Source organism: Hahella sp. CR1 (genome assembly GCF_029813005.1).
Classification (GTDB): Bacteria; Pseudomonadota; Gammaproteobacteria; order Pseudomonadales; family Oleiphilaceae; genus Hahella.
In genome coordinates this window covers 357,220-380,193 of record NZ_JAPELK010000002.1, presented here as the reverse complement: position 1 = coordinate 380,193, position 22,974 = coordinate 357,220, and the positions used below count along the sequence as shown (strand labels likewise).

The window sequence follows — 22,974 nt, the reverse complement described above, 5'->3', positions numbered from 1 at the left end:
CGCCTGCAGCGTATGAATCAATCTTTACACTTATTCTTTTACGGCCGCGGCGTGTTGACGATCGTAGTCGCGTCAAAATCCACCGCTTGAAATTGCGGCTCGATTCTTACTTCCACGTATTGGCGAAAAAGCAGCGCCGCCGCGACGGATGTTTCCAGCGTCGCCAATTTGTTGGGGTCGTATAGTGCAGCCTCTCTTTCATCATTTCGCGCTCGTTGCGCTTCTTCATAAATCGGGCCGCCCGCCGCTGGCGGAGAGAACAGGCCAGGCACAAAAATGCTCGATAGCTGTGGATTCTGAAGTAGAGCGAGTGAAATTGAGTCCAGAGTTGAGCGTTCTACTGTATCGGCAATGGGTATGTAGTTAATTTGCGCTTCAGAGAAGGTGATATCGAGCGCTTGTCCGTCATCAAGCTCGATATGCACGCTGGCTTCAGTGGAGGGCTCATCCAAGGCTTTCCATTCCATCTCGTAGGGAAGCTCTTCTGCTGAAACGCTCAACGCTGCGCCGAGCAGCAGCGCCATCAAAGTGAGTGTGGACAAGCGATCCGCATGCGGATCAGGCGCGGTGGCGAGGACATCCGAGTCGTTCATGAGTAGTGACCCTTGCGCATTTTTTATAATTGGTTGTGACTGATTGTAGCAATTCAGCCGAACGGGAATGTGGAGCCGTTTCAAAATACGGCTTAATTGTTGTCATTCGCCGTTCCCTGTTGAAAATTCAACCTGCTCGTCAGGTGACGCTTGTATGCAGGCAAAATGACTGTAAAGAAATGTAGTGCAAAGTAACGCGTTGTAGCGAATTCTTGCTCCAATTCTCAGCTGACGAAGCAAACGGTTGTTAGAATCATTCCCGTCTGGAGGGTTTGACCCCAAGGGAGTCGTCCCGCAACACCTTCCGCTTCAATAAACAAGAGCCATGATTTGTGAAATGGTCATGAAAGCGACGCCCTTATAGACGGGGGAGTGAGTATGCAGCGATATCCTAGCCTCAGAACGCTTGTCCTACTGCTGGTGACGGCGGTGGCAATGAGTGGGTGTAAGATCTATCAATCCATGGGGAAGAGCGTAGGAGCCTTTGTGCATCCGGTCAGCGGCCCTAAATTCGTGCATATTCCCGACTCGGAGTGGGATAGTGCGTCTTCTGCGCTTATCTATTTTTACCGACCTCACAGTGACTGGGCGTCAGAAGAGGTCGAGTCTCCCAGCGTGTATGTCGATGACAGTCAATATTTCAACTTTCGCGACAACAGCTATACCTGGCTGCAGGTGGCTCCAGGCGAACGACGCATCACTATGCGCAGGCCTCTGTTGGGCTTCGAAGGCATAGGCGGATTTACCCTGAGCGATATGACGGATCAGGTACTCAGTGTCGATGCGGGCAAAATTTACTATCTGCGTTATTCCGAAATCAGCAAACCAGATCCAAATCCGGAAATCGAAACCGACTCGCCCTGGGCGGAAGGGGATTTACAGTTGGTGGCCGCTGACTTCGCTTATAACGAAATCGTGGAGACCCGCTTTCTGAATAGCGATCTGCTGGCGCCTAATCATGCCGCCACCTCTATTGTGAAAGAAAATATAGAGTATTCATTTGAGCGGGAGCAGGAAGAAATTGAGGTCGCCCGCGAGGAAGAAATTGAAAGGTTGAAGGAGCAGGGATATTACCGCCCCGATAAATGGTGGTGTATGTATATGTGCGGCGGCGGGCCGACCAAGCGGCTGAAGACGGATCGTATGCAGCGTGAGCTGGACAAGCGTAAAAACGCTTACGAGGCGCAGCTGGCGGAAAGTGAGGGCCCATCCTGGTGGTGGCCCTTCTAAAGGCGGGGCGATCACCACATTAAATTTTCAATTCTGTACCGTCACCCGGTTCTATAGGGTGACATCTGGGTTTAACATCTATCATTTACTGTAAGGGCTTCGATTGAAGCAGAGGCTGCGGCGACGCCGCGCTTCTGAAATATGGGTAAGGATTTCAGCCGGTTAATATTGGATGTAAGCGGCGGCGAATCAACGGCGGACAGGAAACAGAAAAAGGACTTACTGAACTATGAGCGTGACGACCATGTTTCAAGACCATGTACAAAAGACCAAAAGCTTTGTGGACCGTGTGAAGGATGTATATAGCAGAGCCTACGATAAGGCGTTGCAGACGGGAAAAGGCGGCTTGGCCGGAGCCACGCGCATCAGTGCGGCGCTGGAGCCCAAGGTGCGACAAAGTATCGACTCGGCCCATCATTTCTTTGATGGCATCAATCAATCGCTGGCGGATAAAGCCATTCCCGAATGCCGACGTTCTAATGTCGAATCCGCTCGTCTGGAGGAAAAGTCGTGCGCAGCGCGACATGGAATCAGCGACGCTGGCGCTTCGCGTCAGGATATTTGAGATTGCGCCCGCGAGGTCATCACGCTTCCGGGTATGGTAAGGTAGCCCCATTTTTCACATTGTTGTTAGGAGAAAAATCATGAGGCTATTGCATGCGATGATCCGGGTCGGCGACCTGGATCGCTCCATCGGTTTTTACACTGAAGTGCTGGGTATGCGTCTGTTGCGGCGTAAAGATTACCCGGAAGGCCGTTTCACCTTGGCGTTTGTTGGCTACGGCGATGAGTCGGAAAACGCCGTCATTGAGCTGACTCACAACTGGGATACCGCTGCATATGAATTGGGCTCCGGGTTTGGGCACCTCGCCATAGAAGTGGAGGACGCCTATCAAGCCTGCGACGCTATTCGTGAAAAAGGCGGGCAGGTAGTTCGGGAGGCGGGACCCATGAAGCACGGAACCACAGTGATCGCGTTCGTTAAAGATCCTGACGGTTATATGATTGAGCTGATCCAGCGCTAACTTTTGTTCTGCCTGCACAGACTTTTATTTCTCAATAGAATAAGCGCCTTAATTTGGCGCTTTTGATCGACTTTTCAGCGAAATAGCAACTGCGAAAACTTTTTTAAACATTGCGCTTGACACACCATGGGGCTATCAGTACTATGCGCATCGTCTTCACGGGGCAGCCAAGCGGTTCGCGGGGTTGGTTCGGAAGCGCATCTTGATTCAGAGTGGCGTGGGGGTGGTTAGCTCAGCTGGGAGAGCATCGCCCTTACAAGGCGAGGGTCGCAGGTTCGATCCCTGCACCACCCACCAAATTCTGAAATAGAGATCGTGGAGCGGTAGTTCAGTTGGTTAGAATACCGGCCTGTCACGCCGGGGGTCGCGGGTTCGAGTCCCGTCCGCTCCGCCACTTTCTATTTAGTCAAGAGCCAGTTCGTCTGGAACTGGGTGGTTAGCTCAGCTGGGAGAGCATCGCCCTTACAAGGCGAGGGTCGCAGGTTCGAACCCTGCACCACCCACCATCTTCCCCAAAGATGGATTTTCGCGGAGCGGTAGTTCAGTCGGTTAGAATACCGGCCTGTCACGCCGGGGGTCGCGGGTTCGAGTCCCGTCCGCTCCGCCAACTCTTTCCCTCTTATATCCTTCTTGCTTTAACTTCATCTCTTAATTTTCTGATTTAAATCACTAATTTATTTTCCTTCCTGATATATTCTGTCATTTTTCTGACATAGCTGTTTGATAGCCTGGACGTTAACCATTAGCAAGGAGCCGTAACCGTGCAAGAATATATTGATGATCTCATTGATGTTGATTACGAAGAGTTTGAAGACGACGAATTCGTCGATGACGCCGTAGAGCTTTAATTCAGTCTCTTCTTTCTCGCTCAGGCATTTTCGCCTGTCGCTGTATCTTCGTCCGTTCGGCCAGAAGTGTGCTGGTCCTTGAACGGCTTCGGGTTGACGCCAAACCACCTCTTAAACGCCCGATGAAATGCAGCTGGTGAAGAAAAGCCCAGTAGATATGCTATCTCGCCAATCGTTAAGTCTGTGGCTTTGAGGTAAGTCTCCGCGACCTGCTTGCGAGTCTCGTCCAAAACTTGTTGAAACTGAACGCCTTCCTTTTTTAATCGTCTTTGTAGCGTCCACTCCGATAGACCGAGTTGCCTGGCCGTTTCGGTGAGGCCCACTTCGCGTCCTTGCAGCATGGGGGTGATAATCTGCTTGACCCGTTCGGTCAGACTGGTGGCTCCAACCAAGGTGGTGAGCTCCCTGTTGCAGATACTGACAATTTCGCTATGTGTCGCCGGATTAGCGTAAACAGAAGGAAGTGAAAGCGCTTCTTTCCGAAAAATTAAGGCGTTACGAGAGCGACCGAACTTAACGGGACAATTGAAAGCCTGTTGATAATGTTGGGCGTAAGGCGGCGCTTCAAATTCAATTTCCACCTCTTTCAGTAAGCGCTCCTGTCCGGTAATCCAGTGCGCTAGCGCGCTCCATCCACTGAGCAGACAATCCACCACGAAATAGTTGAACTCATTATAGGGACTGATGGAATAAAACTGGGCGACGCCGCTTCCTGTCATCAGGTAAAACCGGCTGCTCCCGCGTTTGTTTACGCTGCTCAGGCTTTCATAGTGAATCCATAGCCGGATCGCCCGTTCAAGGTTTGGGCTGGTCATGGCGGCATAACCGGAAAGTCCCATATGGGAAATGCGTAGCGCCTGCCCCATGAATAATCCCAGTGCGGGCTGGTTGGCGGTGCTGATCAGGGCCTGCCCAATGCGCATGAAGCGGGATATGCTGATGCGCGCTTTGGGGGAGGCGAGCGTCTCTGTCGTAACGCCGTATTCGTTGAGGACCGGCATTGGATCAACGTTAAGTCGTTGACAGGCTTCGCGCATTAGTTCTACGAAATTGACGGATATGTCGCCGAGCTGCATGGGACTTTCTCCTGGCGGGTTAAAAGTGACGGATAGGTGTATTTTATAGATAAAAAAATGTTATCCAAGGATATTGGATGTCTTGCGCGACAGAGCTAATTTATACGGCAAATCCCGTAGCCTTGATTGCTGCGTATAACTCGAGGCGGAAGCCGCTTAGTTACCGGCATTTCGCTCATTAAAGTGAATATTCAGGAGTGTTTCATGCAACAGAACTCATCTGGCGCGAGTAAGTATCCGCATCTGTTGGCCCCTTTGGATCTGGGCTTCACCACCCTCGCTAACCGTACTCTAATGGGCTCCATGCACACAGGGCTGGAAGAGTCTCCGAATGGCTTTCAGCGTATGGCGGCGTTTTACGCTGAGCGCGCGAGAGGTGGGGTAGGGCTCATCGTAACCGGCGGTATCGCTCCGAACCCTGAAGGGGCGGTCGCTCAGGGCGCTTCCAAGATGGACTCCGACGCGGATGCGGAAAAGCACAAGATTATCACTCAAGCCGTGCATGAGGCCGGAGGAAAGATCTGTATGCAGATTCTGCATGCGGGACGCTACGCCTATCATCCCAAGCTGGTGGCGCCTTCCGCCATTCAAGCGCCGATCAATATGTTCAAGCCGCGCGAACTGTCCACTGACGAGGTGGATGAACAGATAGACGCCTACGCAAGCTGTGCGGCTCTGGCGCAACAGGCGGGCTACGATGGCGTTGAGATCATGGGGTCGGAAGGCTATTTCATCAATCAGTTCATCGTGAGTCACACCAACAAGCGGACTGACAAGTGGGGCGGCGACTACGAGAGCCGGATTCGCATGCCGATAGAGGTCGTGCGTCGCGTGCGTGAGCGAGTCGGGCCGAACTTCATCATTATTTATCGCCTTTCCATGCTTGACCTGATTGACGACGGCAGTAACTGGGAAGAAGTGGTGTTACTGGCCAAGAAGATCGAAGAGGCGGGCGCCACCATCATCAACACGGGTATCGGCTGGCATGAAGCGCGCGTTCCCACGATCGCGACAATGGTGCCACGCGCGGCGTTCACCAAAGTAACCGCGAAACTGAAGAAAGACGTCAATATTCCGCTGGTGACCACTAACCGCATCAACATGCCGGATGTGGCGGAAAAAGTGCTGGCGGATGGCGATGCGGACATGATCTCCATGGCTCGTCCTTTCCTAGCGGACGCAGATTTTGTCGTGAAGGCGTCAGAAGATCGGGCGGATGAAATCAATACTTGTATCGCCTGTAACCAGGCCTGCCTTGATCACACCTTCCAGATGAAGCTGACTTCCTGTCTGGTGAATCCTCGCGCCTGTCATGAGACCGAGTTGGTCTACGTGAAAACCGGTGCGAAGAAAAAATTGGCGGTTGTCGGCGCCGGACCTGCTGGTCTGGCTTTCGCTACGGTGGCGGCGGAGAGAGGTCATGATGTAACGCTGTTTGACGGCGCGGATAAGATCGGTGGCCAGTTCAATGTCGCCAAACTGATTCCGGGTAAAGAAGAGTTTTATGAAACCTTGCGTTATTTCGACCGTATGCTGAAAAAGCATAATGTCGATGTGCGCCTGAATACCCGTGTGAGCGCTGAAGACTTGAAGGCTGGCGGTTACGACGAGGTGATTCTCGCTACCGGTGTCGCCCCTCGCATACCTGAGATAGAAGGGGTCGATCATCCAAAAGTGATGGGATATCTGGATGCGCTGTTAGGACGTAAGCCGATAGGGAAAAGGGTTGCCGTTGTCGGCGCTGGCGGTATCGGGTTTGACGTCAGTGAGTTTATTACCCATGAAGGCAAGTCGCCCAGCCTGGACGTTTCTGCGTTCATGAAAGAGTGGGGTGTGGACCTGGGTGTAGAGCATCGTGGTGGCGTTCGGGGCGTTGCGGCGCATATCGAACCGTCTCCCAGAGAGGTCTATCTGTTGCAGCGGAAAACCTCCAAGCCGGGCAAAAATCTTGGCAAGACGACGGGCTGGATCCATCGCGCTTCACTGAAGAACAAGCAGGTGCGGATGGTCGCCGGTTGCGAGTACGTCAAAATTGATGATGACGGCTTCCATGTGAATGTTAACGGCGAGGCCAAGTTGTTGCCGGTGGACAATGTGATTATTTGCGCAGGTCAGGACCCCTTGCGTGAGCTGCAGCAGCCGCTTGAAGCGGCGGGCGTGTCGGTGCATCTGATTGGCGGCGCCGATGTGGCGGCGGAGTTGGATGCTAAGCGCGCGATAAATCAGGGCAGCCGACTGGCCGCTGAAATCTGATCTCTCCTCTCTGGACTCAGTGAAAGCTGAGTCCATTTCAACCTTTCATTTTTTGTGCAAACCAGGTCGATTGGCCTGATTTGTGCGCCCTTTCCCCAACTGAGCGCGACCTGCCCAACTGACATTTCCAAGGTTGCGTGCTAAGTTTTCAACAGCTTCATTAATAATCAACGTATGCGCCGGAGCCGTTTTAAATGGCCCGGGGGCGAAAAAATATCGGTGTTTAAACGCTTGGTAAGCGCTAACGAAACAATTTTCTGTTATTTTGGTGCGCTTACAAAAAATAACAACATCGACAATGGGCTTCTGGACAACGCAGCTTAAACAACAAGCAAAGAAAGAAGGGCTTATTATCTAGGACATTGGCATGCCCAAACCTCAAAAAGATGATATTTACGAAGCGGTTCTCTTCTTGGAGGATCAGTATGTAGCGCGGCAAATGCGCTATTCGGAATTTGAGGCCATATTGGACGGCGTGGTTGCTCTGAATGATCTGGCTGATACGGAAATAACGGCTGTTTATGCAGAGCTGAACAAACAGCTGGTGCCTCGAGCGCTGGTATTTTTTACGGTCTATTTCGACGAGGAAGGCATCGCGGATTCGGAGTGGAACGTCCCGCTGAAGCGGTTGGCGAAAATTTCCGGCTCCGGCCCTGATCTCGGCGCAGGTCCTATAAGGCTCGCGTGTCGCAGTCAATGCGCTATCTCCTGGCATCAGCGGGATTTGTGGGACCCGGACATGAAGCCGGGCGGCAATGACTTTCAGGTGATTAAAAAATCCCTGCAGGAAAACCGCCTGGGCTTTGAAGTAGTTGGTGAAGTGGTTGAGGAGGAAGAGGATATTCCTGTCCTGACTCCCACTCAGGCTGCGCCGCAACCGGCGGCGTCCGCGTCTGCGCTGGAAGAGCAGGAGCGTATTCATCGTACGAAACTGGCGCGCTTGCTGAAAGCGCAGCGCCTGCGCATCAAGACGTTGAATAGCCAGCACGAAGCGGAAATTGAAGAGCTCAACCGGCAGCACCGGTTGGAGATGCAGGCGCTGAAGACCAAAGTGCAGGATATGGAGCAAAGCCTCCAGCACACCAAGGTGCTGTACGATCAGACCAAAATCAAACTGCAGAAGCGCAGCGATCAATACCTGTCTCTGCAAGAGGAAATGGTTCAGTTCAAAAAGCGTCAATCCATGCTGGAGAAAGAACTCAGTAAAGGAGACGGAGGCGAGGAGGCGGAACGTCTGCGCCAGCGCCTGGAAAGCGAACTGACGATTGTCAAAGAGCAATTACAGCGTCGCGAGGCGGAGCTGGTTTATCGCGATGAGCGTGAGGAGCAGCTGCGTCAGGAGATTCAAACCCTGAAGGATGAGTCTGAGGATGGCGGCGGAGATATTCTCAATAAGCTGTCCGAACTGGATGTGGTGTTTGTGGTGTATCACCCTGGCGCAGGGCATATCACCATCCCGGCGAAAGATGTTTTGCGCTACATACAGAATCCTGTCTCCTATGCGGCGGAGCGTTGTTTTGTAACGGAGCGGCACTACAAAGAGTGGCTGGACCATTACGAAAACGCGGTGTGCGAACACGAAATTCCTGGCAAAGGATTGTGTGGCGAGAGCGTCCCTCGCGTGACCGTGCCCGCTGAGTTTGTTGCAGGCGAAAGCAACCGTTGCGAGAAGCATCAAGAATAGTTCGTGTCCCCTCTGCTGTATCAACCTGATTGCGTCATTCAACCGCTCAGTCACCCTGTGGCTGAGCGCGCTGGCGTTCGTTTGTGGATGGCGCGGGGTGATTTGGTTCATGAGTCTGTATCCGGCAACAAGTGGTTCAAGCTCAAATACAGCCTGCTGGAAGCGGAGCGAAGCCAGGCGTCGGGATTGCTGAGCTTCGGCGGCGCCTATTCCAATCACCTGCATGCGCTCGCTGCGGCGGGCCGTATGCTGAATATACCCACCTTTGGCGTTGTGCGCGGCGCCTGGCGGCGTGAGCTGACGCCAACTCTGCAGGATGCTCAAAAGTGGGGGATGCGTTTGCTGTTCGTCAGCAATGAGGCGTATCGCCGCAAAGATGACTCTGCCTGGGTGGATGAAAGCATTGAGGGCTGGAGGCTGTCAGAGCTAATCGCTACGCAAAAGCTGATGGTTATCCCCGAGGGCGGTAGCAATGCGCTGGCGTTGAAGGGAGTATCTGAGTGGGCGCAGCAAATCTATTCCCATTTTTCCTCGACTCCGGTGTCTATATTCTTGCCTTGCGGCACCGGCGGTACGATGGCGGGGTTTGTCGCCGCTGACTCGCATCATGAATTGGTCGGCGTGCCCGTGTTGCGCGCCGGGGACTCTATTGCAGTTAAGATCAATGAGTTGCTGGCTTTGAATAACCAGCAGCCAAGAACTCCCTTTCGCTTTGTGCAAGGTTATGAGTTTGGCGGCTACGCCAAGACCAGTCCCGAGTTGATGACCTTCATTCAGGCATTTTTCGATCACACAGGCGTTGGGTTAGAGCCTGTCTACACGGGGAAAATGGCGTATGCGGCGCTGGATTGGTTGCGCCGGGGCGAGGCTCCCAGAGGCTCAGACGTTGTGCTTGTGCACACTGGCGGTATGCAGGGCGCGCGGGGTTTTGTTGAGCAGCCTTGAGTTCTTGGACTAGTTGTTCAATGTCTCCCTTGCTGATTCCGCCCAGTCGTCGCTAACGACGAAATAGCGGGCCGTTTCCAGCCATTCGCCCGCCGGCGACTCCGCCAATGCGATCAACATCTGTGGTCGGCCGCTCCTTTCCGTAGAGTTCAATTCCCCGTACAACTTTTCCCAGCTCATGACTGTGGCCTGATCGCCGGGATGTATTAAAAGGGGCGATAGCCAGTGTGATTTAGGGGTGAGTATCCAGTTTGTGGCGGTTCCCTCCAATTGGGGCAGGGCGCTGACGGGCAGCCATTTGCCGCGTAAGTGGCCGGTTGCGGCGAGTGAGGAGGGTGCGACGCTGTCAGGGTCAATCAGAGGATAGAACAGGTAGCCTTTCATAACGATTTGACGGCCGACTTCGTTAATGCCCAGGCTCGCCAGCGCTTGTCGGGCTTCGGGCGTTTCCGGGAGTAAAATCTGGCTGTTGAGCAGCTTGTTTAACTTAAGATCCAGCCGGTCCAGGTAGTTGGGGCCAAACCAGTGGGCGTCCCCGCCTTTCGCTGATGGCGTGGATAAGCCGAGATAGTATTTGATGGCGACTTCCTGATGGACATAATTGCCTTCGGGGTCCTGCAGGATAAAGTCAAACTCGCCGTAAGTCTTTTTACGGTCTTTCACTTGCAAGCCATGGGCAATCACGCGCCAGGCGCTAAGCCGGTCGACGCCGAAGCGCCAAAGTGATTCAAAGTAAGGGCCCAGAAAACGGCTTTTTAAGTCTTTCTCCATATTTAGCAGGTCCATGGCCAGCGTCCGGTCTGTGTCGCTCAGCGCTATGGGCGCCTGACGATCGAACTGTGTTGGCGCCATGTCGGCACTGGCGGCCAGCTCCGGGCTGTTACAGGTCCACTGTAAATCTCTGATCAGTTGTTGTGGCGTTCGCTTCACAAATTAAACTTCCGTTAGTGCCCCGACCGGCGCTTTGGTCGTCGAGCGCAGTCACTGACTGGGCTGCAGCGGGGTGCGAGGGCGAGGAAAAAGACAAAAACCGCCCGTTGGGCGCATACAAGCCGGGGCAGTTTGGGTAACATAACAAAAACGCTTGATTAAGGGCATGTATGGAACAGTTTCGTAATATCGGTTTGCTGGGCCGGATGGGCAGCGTGCAGGTGGTGGAGACGCTGAAGCGGCTCAAAAACTATCTGGTCGGCGAAGGTTACGCGGTGGTCCTGGAAGAAGCTACCGCAGCGGTGTTGCCAGGGCATAACGTGCAGGTGTCCAGCAAGAAAATGCTGGGAGAAATCTGCGACCTGGTGATTGTGGTCGGCGGCGATGGCAGTTTGCTGGGCGCGGCGCGTGCGCTGGCCGGGTGCAATGTGCCGGTGCTTGGCGTCAATCGCGGCAGATTAGGCTTCCTCACTGATATTACGCCGACGGAAATGGAGCCTCAGCTGGCGGAAGTGTTGTCCGGCAAATATGTCGAGGAGTCCCGCTTCCTGTTGGACGCCTACGTCAAGCGCAATGGCGAGCCCGTGGGCTATGGATGCGGTCTGAATGACATTGTCCTGCACCCTGGCAAATCCACCCGTATGATTGGGTTTGATCTTTATATTGAAGGGCAGTTCGTCAATAGCCAGCGTTCCGACGGATTGATCGTGTCCACGCCTACCGGCTCCACCGCCTATGCGTTGTCCGCCGGCGGCCCGATTATGCATCCGCGTCTGGACGCTATCGTGCTGGTGCCCATGTTTCCCCATACCCTGAGCAGCCGTCCGATTGTGGTGGACGGCAACAGCGAAATTAAGATCATTATCGGCGATTACAACGAAACCTATCCTCATGTCAGTTGCGATGGGCAGACGCACGTCACCTGTGCGCCGGGCGATACGGTCACGATCTGCAAGAAGCCGCAGAAGCTGCGTTTGATTCATCCCATGAATCATAATTTCTATCAGATCTGCCGGGATAAACTGGGCTGGTCAAGCAGTAGAGATCAGGGAGGGCAGTAGTCTAATGTCCGAGAGCCAGAAGTACCGAGGCTTTGACTTCATCGGCGATGTCCACGGATGCGCCAGAACCCTGGAAGCATTGCTGGAGAAGCTCGACTACCGGAAGATCAACGGCGTATACAGCCATAAGCATCGTCAGGCCATTTACGTTGGCGATATCGTCGACCGCGGTCCCCGTATTCGCGAAGCGTTGCATGTCGTGCGGGATATGGTGGAGCACGGCAGTGCGCGTATTGTCATGGGCAATCATGAGTACAACGCCCTGGGCTATTGCACCCGGGCGCGTCCAGGCAGCGCCCACACCTATTTGCGCGAACATACGCCCCGTCATGAGCGATTGATTCGGGAAACGCTGGATCAGTTCGCTAATTACGGGCATGAATGGAATGAATTTCTTGAATGGTTCATGACGCTGCCACTGGTGATTGACGATCAGAGTTTCCGGGTTGTGCATGCATGCTGGGATCATGATCTGATTTCACAGTTTCTGGAGCATCACCCCGATGGTCTTATTACGGAAGATTTTCTGCACGCTTCCACCGTGCGCGACAGTTTTGCCGGTCATGTGATGGACCGGCTGTTACGCGGCACGGATATGAAACTCCCTGATGGCATGTCTATTCGCAGCAGCGATGGCTTTGTGCGCACCGCATTCCGCACCAAGTTCTGGAAGGCGGAGCCTGAAACCTACGGCGACGTCGTGTTTCAGCCGGACGCTCTGCCTGACGAAGTGGCGGAAAGACGCTTGTCGGAGCGAGAGCGGCGCATGCTGTTGTTTTATGGTCTGGATGAGCCGCCCTTGTTTGTCGGACATTACTGGCTGCAAGGCGCGCCGCGTCCTATTCGTCCGAATATCGCCTGCCTGGATTACAGCGCAGTGAAGTACGGCAAGCTGGTGGCCTACCGGCTCGAAGCGGGAGCCCGCAAACTGACGGCGGACAACTTTGTCTGGGTCGATGTCATGCGTGAAGCGGGGGGCGCCGCCGGGCGCTGAGCACATGGAAAAAGTTTGCGATATCCCTATCGAAGAAGACATTGAGTCGCTGTATCGCTATCTGCGCAGCAGAGGCGTTGCGATATGGGTCACCGAGAATGAAGGGCGGCAGGAAATATGGGTGAAAGATCCGGCCGCCAAACCTGTCGTGCTGGACTGTTATCAGCGCTTCAAAGAAGATCCTGGCGTTCGCGAGCGACTGGATGAGGCTGTAAGCGAGCAACCGCAGTCCAGCGGCAACAGTCTGACAATGCAGTTCAAGCCTTTCCCCTGTATCGCATGGTTACTGCTGACGTTGCTGGCGGCGGCTTTGTACACCGGCTTCGGCGACTTTCAGAGCAGTCGTTACTTCTTCATTATCGATCGTTTCCAGTTGCCTTACGGGGATTTGCCCTCCCGTGTGCAGTCCTTGCTGTTTACGCTACAGCAAGGGGAGTGGTGGCGTCTGCTGTCTCCCGCATGGTTGCACCTGGGGCTGGCGCACTGGCTGTTTAACTCTCTTGCGTTGTGGATCTTTGGGCGCTCTCTGGAAGTCTTGTTCAGCCGGGGTGGATTCGTTTCGTTCATTCTGGGGGCGGCGATCTTCAGTAATCTCGCTCAATATCTGGTGGCGGGGCCGGCGTTCGGCGGCTTCTCAGGGGTCGCTTACGCTTTGGTTGGCGCACATGCGGCGGGTTGGGCGTTAGCGCCGAGTATGCGGATGTGGGCGCCTTCCGCGATGGTGATTTTCAGTATTGTGTGGATGTTGGCGGGGATGTTGGGCGTCTCTGATCAATTTGGCGTGTCGTTCGCCAATACCGCGCACTTCGTCGGCTTTTGGTTTGGCTTGACGTCAATGGCGTTGTGGCTAAAAACAAGTGGGAAAAAGATGGGGAAGGCATCAACGGAGCATAACGGTTAAACCAAGTTGCAGAGCTGATTTATCCAGCCTCCGTTGATGCGCATCCCCCAAGTAGCTGTGAATACTCTGATGAGAGCTGTGTGGGATCAAACACACAATGCAAATGATAATGATTATCATTTGTAAGTCAACACTTTTTCACCAGAATTTTATTGAAATGTCGGATCGCCCTTATGTTATAGTCCGCAACATTGTGCTGGAGACCCCTTATGTCCTTTGAAAATGCAGTAAAAAACCTGACTCCGGAGATCTATGAGGCCATGAAGACAGCCTTGGAGTTGGGAAAGTGGCCGGACGGCAAAAAATTATCAATGGAACAGAAAGAGCTCTGCATGGAGGCGCTCATCACCTACGAAATTTCCCACAATGTGCCTGAAGAGCAGCGGGTGGGGTATATAGAAAGAGATCGGCCGACGCCTTGCGCGTTGAAGGCGGCCGCGGCTGAATCTTCTTCCGGCGTATGGACGCCCGACAGCGGCGTTTCCAAGCATTGATCGAAGCTTCGCTTTCGTTGCGACGGGAGCGCGCGTTTCGACAATAACAATAATTGAGAGATGAATTCAGAACCAAGGGGACTCACTTGAGGGAAGTAGCTCAAGGCTGTCTGGAGAAAATGTTCAGCCAGCTCGATAACCCCGTCAACTACAGCCTGGTGGTTGGCGATGAACGGGTGGAGTTGAATCCTCTGCTCGGCAAATCACTTCAGATTAAATTCAGCGGTAAGATTGTCTGCAATCATTGCGGCCGCTCGACTAAAAAGAGCTTCAGTCAGGGGTTCTGCTTCCCCTGCTTCAAAAAACTGGCGCGTTGCGACAGCTGCATTATGAGCCCGGAAAAATGCCACTTTTTCGCCGGCACCTGCCGGGAGCCTGAGTGGGGGGGAACCCATTGCATGGTTCCGCATGTGGTGTATCTGGCCAACTCATCGGGAGTTAAGGTCGGCATTACCCGTAAAACCCAGACGCCTACCCGCTGGATTGATCAGGGCGCAACTCAGGCTCTGCCCATCATGGAGGTCACCACACGCCGGATGTCCGGGTTAGTGGAAGCGATCTTCCGGCAATCGGTGACGGATAGAACCAATTGGCGCGCGATGCTTAAGGGCGATCCTGAGCCGCTGGACCTGGTCGCGGAAAGAGACCGTTTGCTGGCCGAGCTGGAAGGGTCGCTGGAAGGTCTACGCTGCGCCGAGGGCGCGGATAACATGGAAATTTTGACGTCTGCGGAGGTGGTCGACATCGCCTTTCCAGTGATGCAGTATCCGCAGAAGGTGGTTAGCCTGAATCCGGAAAAAGAGCCGGAAATTAGTGGTACATTACTCGGTATCAAAGGGCAGTATCTGATCCTGGATACCGGCTGCATCAACATTCGCAAATTTACGTCATACGAAGTTTCAGTCGCCGCTTGAGCGTATATGGAAGCTCGCCTACGGAAAACTTGAGCATAATTACTATGAAAGAAAGTCAACCTCGCACTATTTATCTGAAAGATTATCGTAAACCGGACTTTTTGATCGACGCCACGGACCTGAACTTCCAGCTTTATGAAGATGGGGCCCGAGTCACTTCTCAGCTGCACATCAGACGCAACCCTGACGCTGATGCGTTTCGGGACGTTCTGGAGCTTGATGGCGTTGAGCTGCAATTGGAGCGTTTGCTGCTGGACGGGCGCACGCTGAACCCGGATGAGTATCAGCTGGACGACGAGACGCTGAGACTGGAGCGTTTGCCTAAGCAGTTCGTGCTGACAGTGGTCACCTGGATCAAGCCGCAGGAGAATACCTGTCTGGAAGGGCTGTATCGCTCCAGTTCGATGTTCTGTACTCAGTGCGAGGCGGAAGGTTTCCGTCGCATTACCTATTATCTGGACCGCCCGGACGTCATGTCCTCCTTCACCACTACGATTGAAGCGGAGAAGGGGCGCTATCCTGTACTGCTGTCCAACGGTAATCCTGTCGCTTCTGGTGAGAGCGGCGATCGTCATTGGGTGAAGTGGGAAGATCCTTTCAAGAAGCCTTGTTATCTGTTTGCTCTGGTCGCTGGCGATCTGCGCTGGGTGGAGGACAGCTTCACGACCATGAGCGGGCGCGAAGTGCAACTGCGTATTTATGTCGAACCGCAGGACCTGAATAAGTGCAGCCACGCCATGGACTCTCTCAAGCGCTCCATGACCTGGGACGAAGAAGTATATGGTCGTGAATATGACCTGGATATCTTCAATATCGTCGCCGTCAGCGATTTCAACATGGGCGCGATGGAAAACAAAGGGCTGAATATCTTCAACTCCTCCTGCGTGCTGGCGAACCCGGAAACGTCCACAGACAGCGCGTTTCAGCGTATAGAAGCGATTGTCGCTCACGAATACTTCCACAACTGGTCCGGCAACCGGGTGACCTGTCGCGACTGGTTTCAGTTGAGCCTGAAAGAAGGTTTTACTGTTTTCCGCGATGCGGAATTTTCTGCGGACATGCATTCGCGCGCTGTGAAGCGCATCGAAGACGTCGCCTTGCTGCGTACTATGCAGTTCGCCGAGGATGCGGGTCCTATGTCGCATCCGGTGCGCCCGGATTCCTATATGGAAATCTCTAACTTCTACACCCTGACCGTATATGAGAAGGGCAGTGAAGTGGTGCGCATGCTGCACACGCTGTTGGGAGCGGAGAAGTTCCGCGAAGGCTCTGATCTTTATTTCTCCCGCTTTGATGGGCAGGCAGTGACTACCGATGATTTTGTCGCCTGTATGGAAGAAGTCAGCGGGCAAGACTTTGCTCAGTTCAAGCGTTGGTACAGTCAGTCGGGAACGCCTGTGGTGGCAGTGACGGATCATTATGATGCGGAGACGAAAGAGTACCGTCTCGACGTCAAACAAAGCTGTCCTCCTACGCCAGGGCAACAGGAAAAGCAGCCGTTCCAGATTCCGTTGGCGGTTGGTCTGTTGGACAGTTCGGGCAAAGACATGTCCTTGACGCTGAAAGCAGGTCAGGGCGAAGCCTCCGGCGCGGATGGCGATCTCACCCGAGTCCTGCAGGTTAGAGAGTCCGAACAAAGCTTTGTTTTCACCGGCGTAACGGAAAAACCGACGCCTTCGCTGTTGCGTGGTTTCTCTGCGCCAGTGCGACTGAATTATCCCTATGACAGAAATCAGCTTACTTTCCTCATGTCTTTTGACAGCGATGGCTTCAACCGTTGGGACGCGGGACAGAAACTGGCTGTTTCCGTCTTCAATGAGTTGATAAATGCTGAGCTGCAAGGCGAACAGGCGGAAATCGACGAACGCTACATCGACGCCATGCGCCAGGTATTGCTGGATGACAAAGGCGACCACGCCATGCTGGCGAAAATGGTGCAGACGCCCGGCGTGTCGCTGCTGGCGGAACAGGCCGAAGTGGTCCATGTCGACGCCATCCTCAACGCCCGTCAGCGGGTGCATGAGCGAATCGGCGCGTCTTTGTCGGAGCTGTTGTTGAGCAAATATCGTCAGCTTCACGCTCAATCGGGCAATGCATTGGACAGCGTTTCCATGGGCCTGCGTGCTTATAAGAACGCTTGCTTGATGCTGCTCGCTCAGGGCGGCGCGCAAGAATCCGTCTCCTTGGCGAAGCTGCAGATGCAGCAGGCGCAGACTATGACAGACGAATTCGGCGCTCTGGCTGCTCTGGTTAACGGGCCGGATATTGAGGCGGGGCAATCCGCGTTGGCCGACTTCCTGTGTAAGTGGAAGAAAGATCAGTTGGTCATGGAGCAGTGGTTCAGCGTGCAGGCGGCCAGCGAGCATCATGGCGCACTGGAGAGCATTCAGGCTTTGACGGCCCATGAGTTGTTCTCTGAGCGCAATCCCAACAAGGTTCGTTCCGTGATTGGAACCTTTGGCGGGCAGAACTGGCGCCACTTCCATGCTGCAGACGGCTCCGGCTATCGCTTCCTGCGCGAATGGATCATAAAAATGGATGGTCTGAATCCGCAGATCGCTTCCCGTCTGCTGACGCCTCTGACTCGCTGGCGTAAATTGGAGCCACAGCGCTCTGCGCTTATGCAGAAAGAGCTGCAGGAAATCATGGCGCATCCCGGCCTGTCCAGAGATGCGTACGAAGTGGTGTCAAAGAGCCTGAAATAGGCGTAACTTGTAGAGAAAATGTCGATAAAAGTCCGTTAAGTCCCGGAGGAATAGACAAAATTACTTGCTGAACTAAGCTTTTACATACAATAAAGCCCTGTTGAAGCAGAGCAAAAATAAGAATAAAGCAGGAGATGACCTCTAAGTCCGGCGCTCAATCACTCAGCTGAGCGCCGCGTCCGCCGAAAGAGTCGTTCAATAATCCAGCTGTCTTCGATTAGGAATAAGAGTATCTATGATGCAGAATAAAAAAGTACTGCTTGGAAGCTTATTGCTGTTTTCCTTATACGCCGCCTGCGCAGGGGCGGCCGTCAGTCCCGCTGAAGCCAAAAAACTAACGGGAGAACTCACTCCTTTCGGCGCAATTCGTGAAGGCAATGGCGCTGACATTCCCCGTTGGGAAGGGGGGATTACTCAGCCTCCGAAAGAATATCAGCGGGAGGGGCAGCACCATCCGGACCCCTTTAAAGAAGATAAACCTAAAGAAGTAATTACAGCCCAGAACTTCACCAAATACGAAAAGTATCTGAGTGAAGGGTTAAAGGCGCTGTTTAAGACTTATCCCACCACATTCAAGATCCCGGTGTACGTTACCCGACGCTCGCATTCCGCGCCGGACTGGGTGAATCAGAACACCTATGAAAACGCGGTCAAAGCCGATCTGACCAAAGATGGAAATGGCGTTACCGGCGCCTATGGCGGCATTCCATTCCCCGTGTTGCATGGTTCGAACGAGCGCAAGGCGTTGCAGGCGATCTGGAACCATCTTACGCGCTGGCGCGGCGTATTCGTCACCCGTCGCGCATCGGAAACGGCGGTGCAGCGCAACGGTGAGTTCAGTCTGGTTAACTCTCAGCAGGAAGTGTTCTGGAACTTTTATAACCCGGAAGGCAGCGAAAAGTATCTGAAGAATATCCTGTTCTACTATCTGTCGTTCACCATTTCTCCTGCGCGTCTCGCTGGCGGGGCGGTGCTGGTGCATGAAACCCTGGATCAGGTGAAGGAACCCCGCCAGGCATGGGGCTATAACGCCGGGCAACGACGTGTCAGAAGAGCGCCGAATCTGGCCTATGACTCGCCAATCGCCGCCTCGGACAATCTGCGCACGGCGGATGACACGGATATGTATAACGGCGCCCCGGATCGCTATGACTGGAACTACCTGGGGCTGAAGGAAATGTATATTCCTTACAACAGTTATCAAATATCCCAGGCCGGTCTGAAGTATGCGGACGTGCTGGGCGTATCCCATATCAATCCTGACTACACCCGTTTTGAAAAGCATCGGGTGCATGTCATTGAGGCCAAACTCAAGGCGGGCGAACGGCATATCTATTCCCGGCGCGTATTTTATATCGATGAGGACAGCTGGAATATCGCCTTGGTGGATCAATACGACGGCCGTGGCGAGCTGTGGCGCGTCAGTATGGCGTTCCTGAAAAACTTCTACGAGCTGCCCTCCACATGGACGGCGTTGGACGTGTTTTACGATTTGCAGGCGCGCCGGTATCACGTTCAGGGCTTGGACAGCGAAGAGCGTTCCACGCGGGTGTTCACCAATGAAGTGCCGGATCGCCGTTACTTCAGTCCGCAGTCGCTGCGGCGGCGCGGCATACGCTAGAGCGCTTGCAGTTGGCGCGATAGCGGCTAATTTTTAAGGGGCGCCGTGAGGCGCAATGTGCAAAAGGAAGAAGTGGGCGTAGACAGTGATAGGCTCAGAAAAAGGCAGGAATAAATGAAGTTAACGACGGTTCTGCGGAAAATGACGTTCGCGTGCGCGTTATGTGCGTCGCTGAACTCTCCTTGGTCGCTGGCGGGCGATGTGCTCAGCACTCCGGCAATGAAAACTGAATTGGCGTCCTCCACGTTGCTGGTGGATGTGGTGAAGGCCGGCGAGCGCCTGGTGGCGGTTGGGCAGCGGGGTCATATCATTTATTCCGATGATCAGGGCGGCAGCTGGACGCAGGCCAATTCACCTGTGTCGACCTTGTTGACCTCCCTGTATTTTGTGGACGCCAAGCAAGGCTGGGCGGTGGGCCACGGCGCAGTGGTGCTGCATACCGAGGATGGCGGCGTCAATTGGAGCAAGCAGTTTGACGGTGTGGCCGCGAACGAGATGGTTATCGCGCAGGCGCAGAAGCGCGTGGCGAATTTGAAGGAACAACTGGAAACGGCTCCAGAAGAGGAGGCGTCAGATCTGGAGTATCAGTTGGAAGACGCCAGCTTCGCTCTTGAAGACGCCATGGCGGACGCGGAAGTCGGCCCAGGCAAGCCTCTGCTTGACGTTTGGTTTAAAAATGCGCAGGAAGGTTTTGTCGTCGGCGCCTATGGATTTTTCTTTCATACGGAAGATGGTGGCGCCAGTTGGACCAACTGGGCGCCCAGGCTGGAAAACACCGAACGCTTTCACTTGAATGCGATTGCGCAGATCACCGGCGGCGCCATGTTTATTGTCGGCGAGGCGGGCTACGTCTTCCGCTCGACGGATTTTGGCGAAACCTGGGAAACCCTTGAGTCGCCTTATGACGGCTCACTGTTCGGCGTGAGCGGTAATGGCAACGTTAATGAAGTGTTTGTATTTGGTCTGCGTGGGCATCTGTTCTATTCCCAGGATTCGGGCTCCACGTGGGATCGCGTGGGGGTCGATGTGGAGGAGTCGCTGATGAGCGCTGCGGTAGGCGAGGGTGGCCGCATAGCGGTCGTCGGTAACTCTGGCGTTATGCTGTTAAGCCAGAACTTCGGCGAAGACTTCAAGGTGCATCCGCAGGCGAACCGCCTGGGCTTGTTGGCGGCGACATTCCTGTCTCCCGACCAATTGTTGCTAGTCGGCGAGGGCGGCGTGAACGTCCTCAAAAGCATAAGCAAGCTGAACTAGCCATAGTTCGATAGCAACCCACAGTAGAATAATCAGACAGGGGAAACTTGAATGTCGAACAAGTTACACGATCAAGGCGATCACTTCATTTTAACGCCGAAGGCGGAGCCGTGGCTGGAACGGCTGGTGTTTAACAATCGCCTGATCATTCTTATCGCTTTCCTGGCGATTACCGTTTTCATGGCTTTCAGCGCCGCCAAAATCAAGCCGGACTCCAGCTTTGAGAGGCTGATTCCGCTGGAGCACCCCTACATCCAGAATATGCTTGAGAACAGGGACGACCTGGAGAATCTCGGGAACTCCATTCGTATCGCGGTGGCGGTCGAGGAGGGGGATATCTTTACTGATTCCTACATGGAAACTCTGAAGCAGATTACGGATGAAGTGTTTTATCTGCGCGGCGTGGACCGCTCTGGCGTACGTTCTGTATGGACCCCCAATGTGCGCTGGGTGGAAGTGACCGAGGAAGGTTTTCAGGGCGGAACAGTTATTCCCGATGGGTACAACGGCAGTCAGGAAAGCCTGGACAAGCTGCGCCAGAATATTTTGCGCTCCGGCGAAGTGGGAAGGTTGGTCGCGGACAATTTCCGCTCAGTCATTATTTATGCGCCTCTGCTGGAGGTGGACCCGGATACCGGGCAATCCCTGAATTACGAACAATTCTCTCGTGATCTGGAGACGAATATCCGGGAGAAGTTTCAGGCGCAAAACCCCAATATTCATATCTACGCCATTGGCTTCGCGAAGAAGCTGGGGGATCTGATCGAGGGCATGCGCTCGGTCGTGTTGTTCTTCCTGGTCGCCATTGTGCTTACCATCGTGCTGTTGTACTGGTACTCGCGCTGTTGGTCCGGCACCTTGACGCCGGTTCTGGCTTCCATTGTGGCGGTGATCTGGCAGGTCGGGATCTTGCGTCTGCTGGGATATGGGATTGATCCTTACTCTATTCTGGTGCCGTTTCTGGTGTTCGCTATCGGCATCAGCCATGGCGTACAAATCGTCAACGCAATGTCCATTGAGTCGGCTCGCGGGTTTGACGCCACCACTTCCGCGCGTTTGGCGTTCAGAGCGCTGTATATCCCTGGGATGCTGGCGTTGGTGAGCGACGCGATGGGCTTCCTGACGCTGCTGTTTATTAAGATTGACGTCATCAAGGATCTCGCCGTCACCGCCAGTATTGGCGTAGCGGTGATCATCATCACCAACCTGGTGCTGCACCCGATTATTCTGTCCTATGTGGGCATCACCAAGTCCGGCATCAAGCATCAGAAGAACCGGGGCGAAGAGCGCGATCGTAAATGGCTGCGCATGTCTTATTTCGCCCATCCCTCGGTGGCGCGTGTCTCCCTATTGATCGCATTGGTCGGCGCTGGCCTGGGGATTTACTACAAGCAGGGTCTGAAAATCGGCGATCTGGACAAGGGTGCTGCTGAGCTACGCCCTGACAGCAGATACAACCGGGACAATGACTTCATCATCAACAACTACAGCACCAGCTCGGACGTCATGGTGGTGATGGTGAAGACGGATAAGGAAAAATGCTCCAGTTATCCTGTCATGAAAGGAATGGATGATCTGCAGTGGGTGCTGGAAAACACGCCTGGCGTCGAGTCGACCGCCTCGTTGGCGACCGTATCCAAAATCGTCACCAAAGCGCTGAATGAAGGTAACTTCAAGTGGTACGAACTGTCCCGTAATCAGCAGATTATCAACTCTTCCATCCAGCGTGCGCCGTCCGGGCTGGTGAACTCCGACTGCAGTATGACGCCCTTGTTGGCTTTCCTGGAGGATCACAAGGCGGAAACCTTGCAGCGGGTGGTGGACACCATAGAGACTTTCTCCCGCGAGAACGCCAATGAAGACTACCAATTGCTGCTGGCGGCGGGCAACGCCGGCGTGGATGCGGCCACGAATCAGGTTATTTCCAAAGCCAAGGATCTGATGTTGATCTTCGTTTACTCGGTGGTCAGCGTACTCTGCTTTGTCACGTTCCGCTCTATCCGCGCCGTATTGTGTATCGTTGTGCCTCTTGGTTTGACCTCAATCCTGTGCGAAGCGCTGATGACGCAGATGGGGATCGGCATCAAAGTCGAAACCTTGCCGGTGATTGCACTGGGAGTGGGCATTGGCGTGGATTACGGCATCTATATCTACACCAAGTTTGAGTACTATATCCTGGAAGGCAAAAGCTTGCAGGATGCGTATTTCGAAACGTTGCGCTCCACGGGTAAGGCGGTGATGTTTACGGGGATTACGCTGGCGATTGGCGTATGCACCTGGATATTCTCACCCATCAAACTGCAGGCGAATATGGGGCTGCTGCTGTTCTTTATGTTCCTCTGGAACATGGTTGGCGCATTGTGGCTGCTGCCGGCATTGGCCCGTTTTCTGCTTAATCCAGAGAAGATGGTCGCCAAGGCGAAAGCCGCGGAAGGGGGCGTCTGAC

18 protein-coding genes and 4 tRNA genes are annotated in these 22,974 nt (G+C 54.0%); 19 read left to right on the top strand and 3 right to left on the bottom strand.

The window, feature by feature from the left end:
* Window positions 1-38: 38 nt before the first annotated feature.
* Window positions 39-593, bottom strand: a complete 555-nt coding sequence (locus ONV78_RS07255) for a hypothetical protein (RefSeq protein WP_279502217.1) — start codon at window positions 591-593, stop codon at window positions 39-41.
* A 378-nt stretch (window positions 594-971) separates the two neighbouring features.
* On the opposite strand from ONV78_RS07255, the gene ONV78_RS07250 reads away from it, so the two are divergent.
* From ONV78_RS07250 to ONV78_RS07220, 7 genes are all read left to right on the top strand, one after another.
* The gene (locus tag ONV78_RS07250) at window positions 972-1,823 is read left to right on the top strand and encodes a DUF2846 domain-containing protein (RefSeq protein ID WP_279502215.1); all 852 of its coding nucleotides are present in this window, start codon (window positions 972-974) and stop codon (window positions 1,821-1,823) included.
* Between the two features lie 229 nt (window positions 1,824-2,052).
* A complete protein-coding gene (locus tag ONV78_RS07245) occupies window positions 2,053-2,388 on the top strand; it encodes a hypothetical protein (protein WP_279502213.1) in 336 nt (111 codons plus the stop codon).
* A 79-nt stretch (window positions 2,389-2,467) separates the two neighbouring features.
* Window positions 2,468-2,848 (top strand): lactoylglutathione lyase, encoded by a 381-nt coding sequence (gene gloA / locus ONV78_RS07240; RefSeq protein ID WP_279502212.1) that lies wholly within the window; start codon window positions 2,468-2,470, stop codon window positions 2,846-2,848.
* A gap of 221 nt (window positions 2,849-3,069) precedes the next feature.
* Window positions 3,070-3,145, top strand: a tRNA-Val gene (locus ONV78_RS07235).
* 20 nt (window positions 3,146-3,165) lie between these two features.
* Window positions 3,166-3,242, top strand: a tRNA-Asp gene (locus ONV78_RS07230).
* Window positions 3,243-3,278: 36 nt separating this feature from the next.
* Window positions 3,279-3,354, top strand: a tRNA-Val gene (locus ONV78_RS07225).
* Between the two features lie 24 nt (window positions 3,355-3,378).
* Window positions 3,379-3,455 (top strand) — tRNA-Asp (locus ONV78_RS07220).
* A gap of 261 nt (window positions 3,456-3,716) precedes the next feature.
* Here the strand turns inward: ONV78_RS07220 and ONV78_RS07215 are convergent.
* Window positions 3,717-4,772 (bottom strand): AraC family transcriptional regulator, encoded by a 1,056-nt coding sequence (locus tag ONV78_RS07215; RefSeq protein ID WP_279502211.1) that lies wholly within the window; start codon window positions 4,770-4,772, stop codon window positions 3,717-3,719.
* A 204-nt stretch (window positions 4,773-4,976) separates the two neighbouring features.
* Between ONV78_RS07215 and ONV78_RS07210 the strand changes: the two genes are divergently transcribed.
* From ONV78_RS07210 to ONV78_RS07200, 3 genes are all read left to right on the top strand, one after another.
* Entirely contained in the window at window positions 4,977-7,025 is a 2,049-nt protein-coding gene (locus tag ONV78_RS07210; RefSeq protein WP_279502210.1) for an NADPH-dependent 2,4-dienoyl-CoA reductase, read from the top strand.
* Between the two features lie 367 nt (window positions 7,026-7,392).
* Window positions 7,393-8,709 carry a DNA repair ATPase gene (locus tag ONV78_RS07205; RefSeq protein ID WP_279502207.1) on the top strand — a complete coding sequence of 439 codons (1,317 nt, stop codon included), beginning with the start codon at window positions 7,393-7,395 and terminating at the stop codon, window positions 8,707-8,709.
* Between the two features lie 3 nt (window positions 8,710-8,712).
* Window positions 8,713-9,654, top strand: a complete 942-nt coding sequence (locus ONV78_RS07200) for a pyridoxal-phosphate dependent enzyme (RefSeq protein WP_279502206.1) — start codon at window positions 8,713-8,715, stop codon at window positions 9,652-9,654.
* Window positions 9,655-9,663: 9 nt separating this feature from the next.
* On the opposite strand, the gene ONV78_RS07195 is transcribed toward ONV78_RS07200, so the two are convergent.
* Window positions 9,664-10,584, bottom strand: a complete 921-nt coding sequence (locus tag ONV78_RS07195; RefSeq protein WP_279502204.1) for a DUF1853 family protein — start codon at window positions 10,582-10,584, stop codon at window positions 9,664-9,666.
* Window positions 10,585-10,754: 170 nt separating this feature from the next.
* On the opposite strand from ONV78_RS07195, the gene ONV78_RS07190 reads away from it, so the two are divergent.
* The 9 genes from ONV78_RS07190 (at window position 10,755) to ONV78_RS07150 (ending at window position 22,973) form a co-directional block, all read left to right on the top strand.
* Window positions 10,755-11,645, top strand: coding sequence for an NAD(+) kinase (locus ONV78_RS07190; protein ID WP_279502203.1), 891 nt, complete (start codon window positions 10,755-10,757; stop codon window positions 11,643-11,645).
* A gap of 4 nt (window positions 11,646-11,649) precedes the next feature.
* A complete protein-coding gene (locus ONV78_RS07185; protein ID WP_216737071.1) occupies window positions 11,650-12,639 on the top strand; it encodes a metallophosphoesterase in 990 nt (329 codons plus the stop codon).
* A 4-nt stretch (window positions 12,640-12,643) separates the two neighbouring features.
* Complete coding sequence (locus ONV78_RS07180; RefSeq protein ID WP_279502202.1) at window positions 12,644-13,540, top strand: rhomboid family intramembrane serine protease; 897 nt, start codon at window positions 12,644-12,646, stop codon at window positions 13,538-13,540.
* Between the two features lie 209 nt (window positions 13,541-13,749).
* Window positions 13,750-14,034: a DUF1315 family protein gene (locus ONV78_RS07175; RefSeq protein WP_216737069.1), complete on the top strand. Its 285-nt coding sequence runs from the start codon at window positions 13,750-13,752 to the stop codon at window positions 14,032-14,034.
* 86 nt (window positions 14,035-14,120) lie between these two features.
* On the top strand, window positions 14,121-14,948 hold the full coding sequence (locus ONV78_RS07170; protein WP_279502199.1) for a DUF2797 domain-containing protein: 828 nt from the start codon (window positions 14,121-14,123) through the stop codon (window positions 14,946-14,948).
* Window positions 14,949-14,992: 44 nt separating this feature from the next.
* Window positions 14,993-17,653: an aminopeptidase N gene (gene pepN / locus ONV78_RS07165; protein ID WP_279502197.1), complete on the top strand. Its 2,661-nt coding sequence runs from the start codon at window positions 14,993-14,995 to the stop codon at window positions 17,651-17,653.
* Window positions 17,654-17,888: 235 nt separating this feature from the next.
* Complete coding sequence (locus tag ONV78_RS07160) at window positions 17,889-19,274, top strand: DUF1329 domain-containing protein (RefSeq protein WP_279502195.1); 1,386 nt, start codon at window positions 17,889-17,891, stop codon at window positions 19,272-19,274.
* Window positions 19,275-19,388: 114 nt separating this feature from the next.
* Complete coding sequence (locus ONV78_RS07155) at window positions 19,389-20,528, top strand: YCF48-related protein (RefSeq protein ID WP_216737065.1); 1,140 nt, start codon at window positions 19,389-19,391, stop codon at window positions 20,526-20,528.
* 51 nt (window positions 20,529-20,579) lie between these two features.
* The gene (locus ONV78_RS07150; RefSeq protein WP_279502190.1) at window positions 20,580-22,973 is read left to right on the top strand and encodes an MMPL family transporter; all 2,394 of its coding nucleotides are present in this window, start codon (window positions 20,580-20,582) and stop codon (window positions 22,971-22,973) included.
* The last annotated feature ends 1 nt before the right edge of the window (window position 22,974 follow it).

Excerpts from the sequence above, each read along its gene's own strand:
- ONV78_RS07255 (WP_279502217.1), bottom strand. The coding sequence starts at position 593 with ATGAACGACTCGGATGTCCTCGCCACCGCGCCTGATCCGCATGCGGAT.
- ONV78_RS07250 (WP_279502215.1), top strand. The coding sequence starts at position 972 with ATGCAGCGATATCCTAGCCTCAGAACGCTTGTCCTACTGCTGGTGACG.
- ONV78_RS07245 (WP_279502213.1), top strand. The coding sequence starts at position 2,053 with ATGAGCGTGACGACCATGTTTCAAGACCATGTACAAAAGACCAAAAGC.
- gloA (WP_279502212.1), top strand. The coding sequence starts at position 2,468 with ATGAGGCTATTGCATGCGATGATCCGGGTCGGCGACCTGGATCGCTCC.
- ONV78_RS07215 (WP_279502211.1), bottom strand. The coding sequence starts at position 4,772 with ATGCAGCTCGGCGACATATCCGTCAATTTCGTAGAACTAATGCGCGAA.
- ONV78_RS07210 (WP_279502210.1), top strand. The coding sequence starts at position 4,977 with ATGCAACAGAACTCATCTGGCGCGAGTAAGTATCCGCATCTGTTGGCC.
- ONV78_RS07205 (WP_279502207.1), top strand. The coding sequence starts at position 7,393 with ATGCCCAAACCTCAAAAAGATGATATTTACGAAGCGGTTCTCTTCTTG.
- ONV78_RS07190 (WP_279502203.1), top strand. The coding sequence starts at position 10,755 with ATGGAACAGTTTCGTAATATCGGTTTGCTGGGCCGGATGGGCAGCGTG.
- ONV78_RS07185 (WP_216737071.1), top strand. The coding sequence starts at position 11,650 with ATGTCCGAGAGCCAGAAGTACCGAGGCTTTGACTTCATCGGCGATGTC.
- ONV78_RS07180 (WP_279502202.1), top strand. The coding sequence starts at position 12,644 with ATGGAAAAAGTTTGCGATATCCCTATCGAAGAAGACATTGAGTCGCTG.
- ONV78_RS07175 (WP_216737069.1), top strand. The coding sequence starts at position 13,750 with ATGTCCTTTGAAAATGCAGTAAAAAACCTGACTCCGGAGATCTATGAG.
- pepN (WP_279502197.1), top strand. The coding sequence starts at position 14,993 with ATGAAAGAAAGTCAACCTCGCACTATTTATCTGAAAGATTATCGTAAA.
- ONV78_RS07160 (WP_279502195.1), top strand. The coding sequence starts at position 17,889 with ATGATGCAGAATAAAAAAGTACTGCTTGGAAGCTTATTGCTGTTTTCC.
- ONV78_RS07155 (WP_216737065.1), top strand. The coding sequence starts at position 19,389 with ATGAAGTTAACGACGGTTCTGCGGAAAATGACGTTCGCGTGCGCGTTA.
- ONV78_RS07150 (WP_279502190.1), top strand. The coding sequence starts at position 20,580 with ATGTCGAACAAGTTACACGATCAAGGCGATCACTTCATTTTAACGCCG.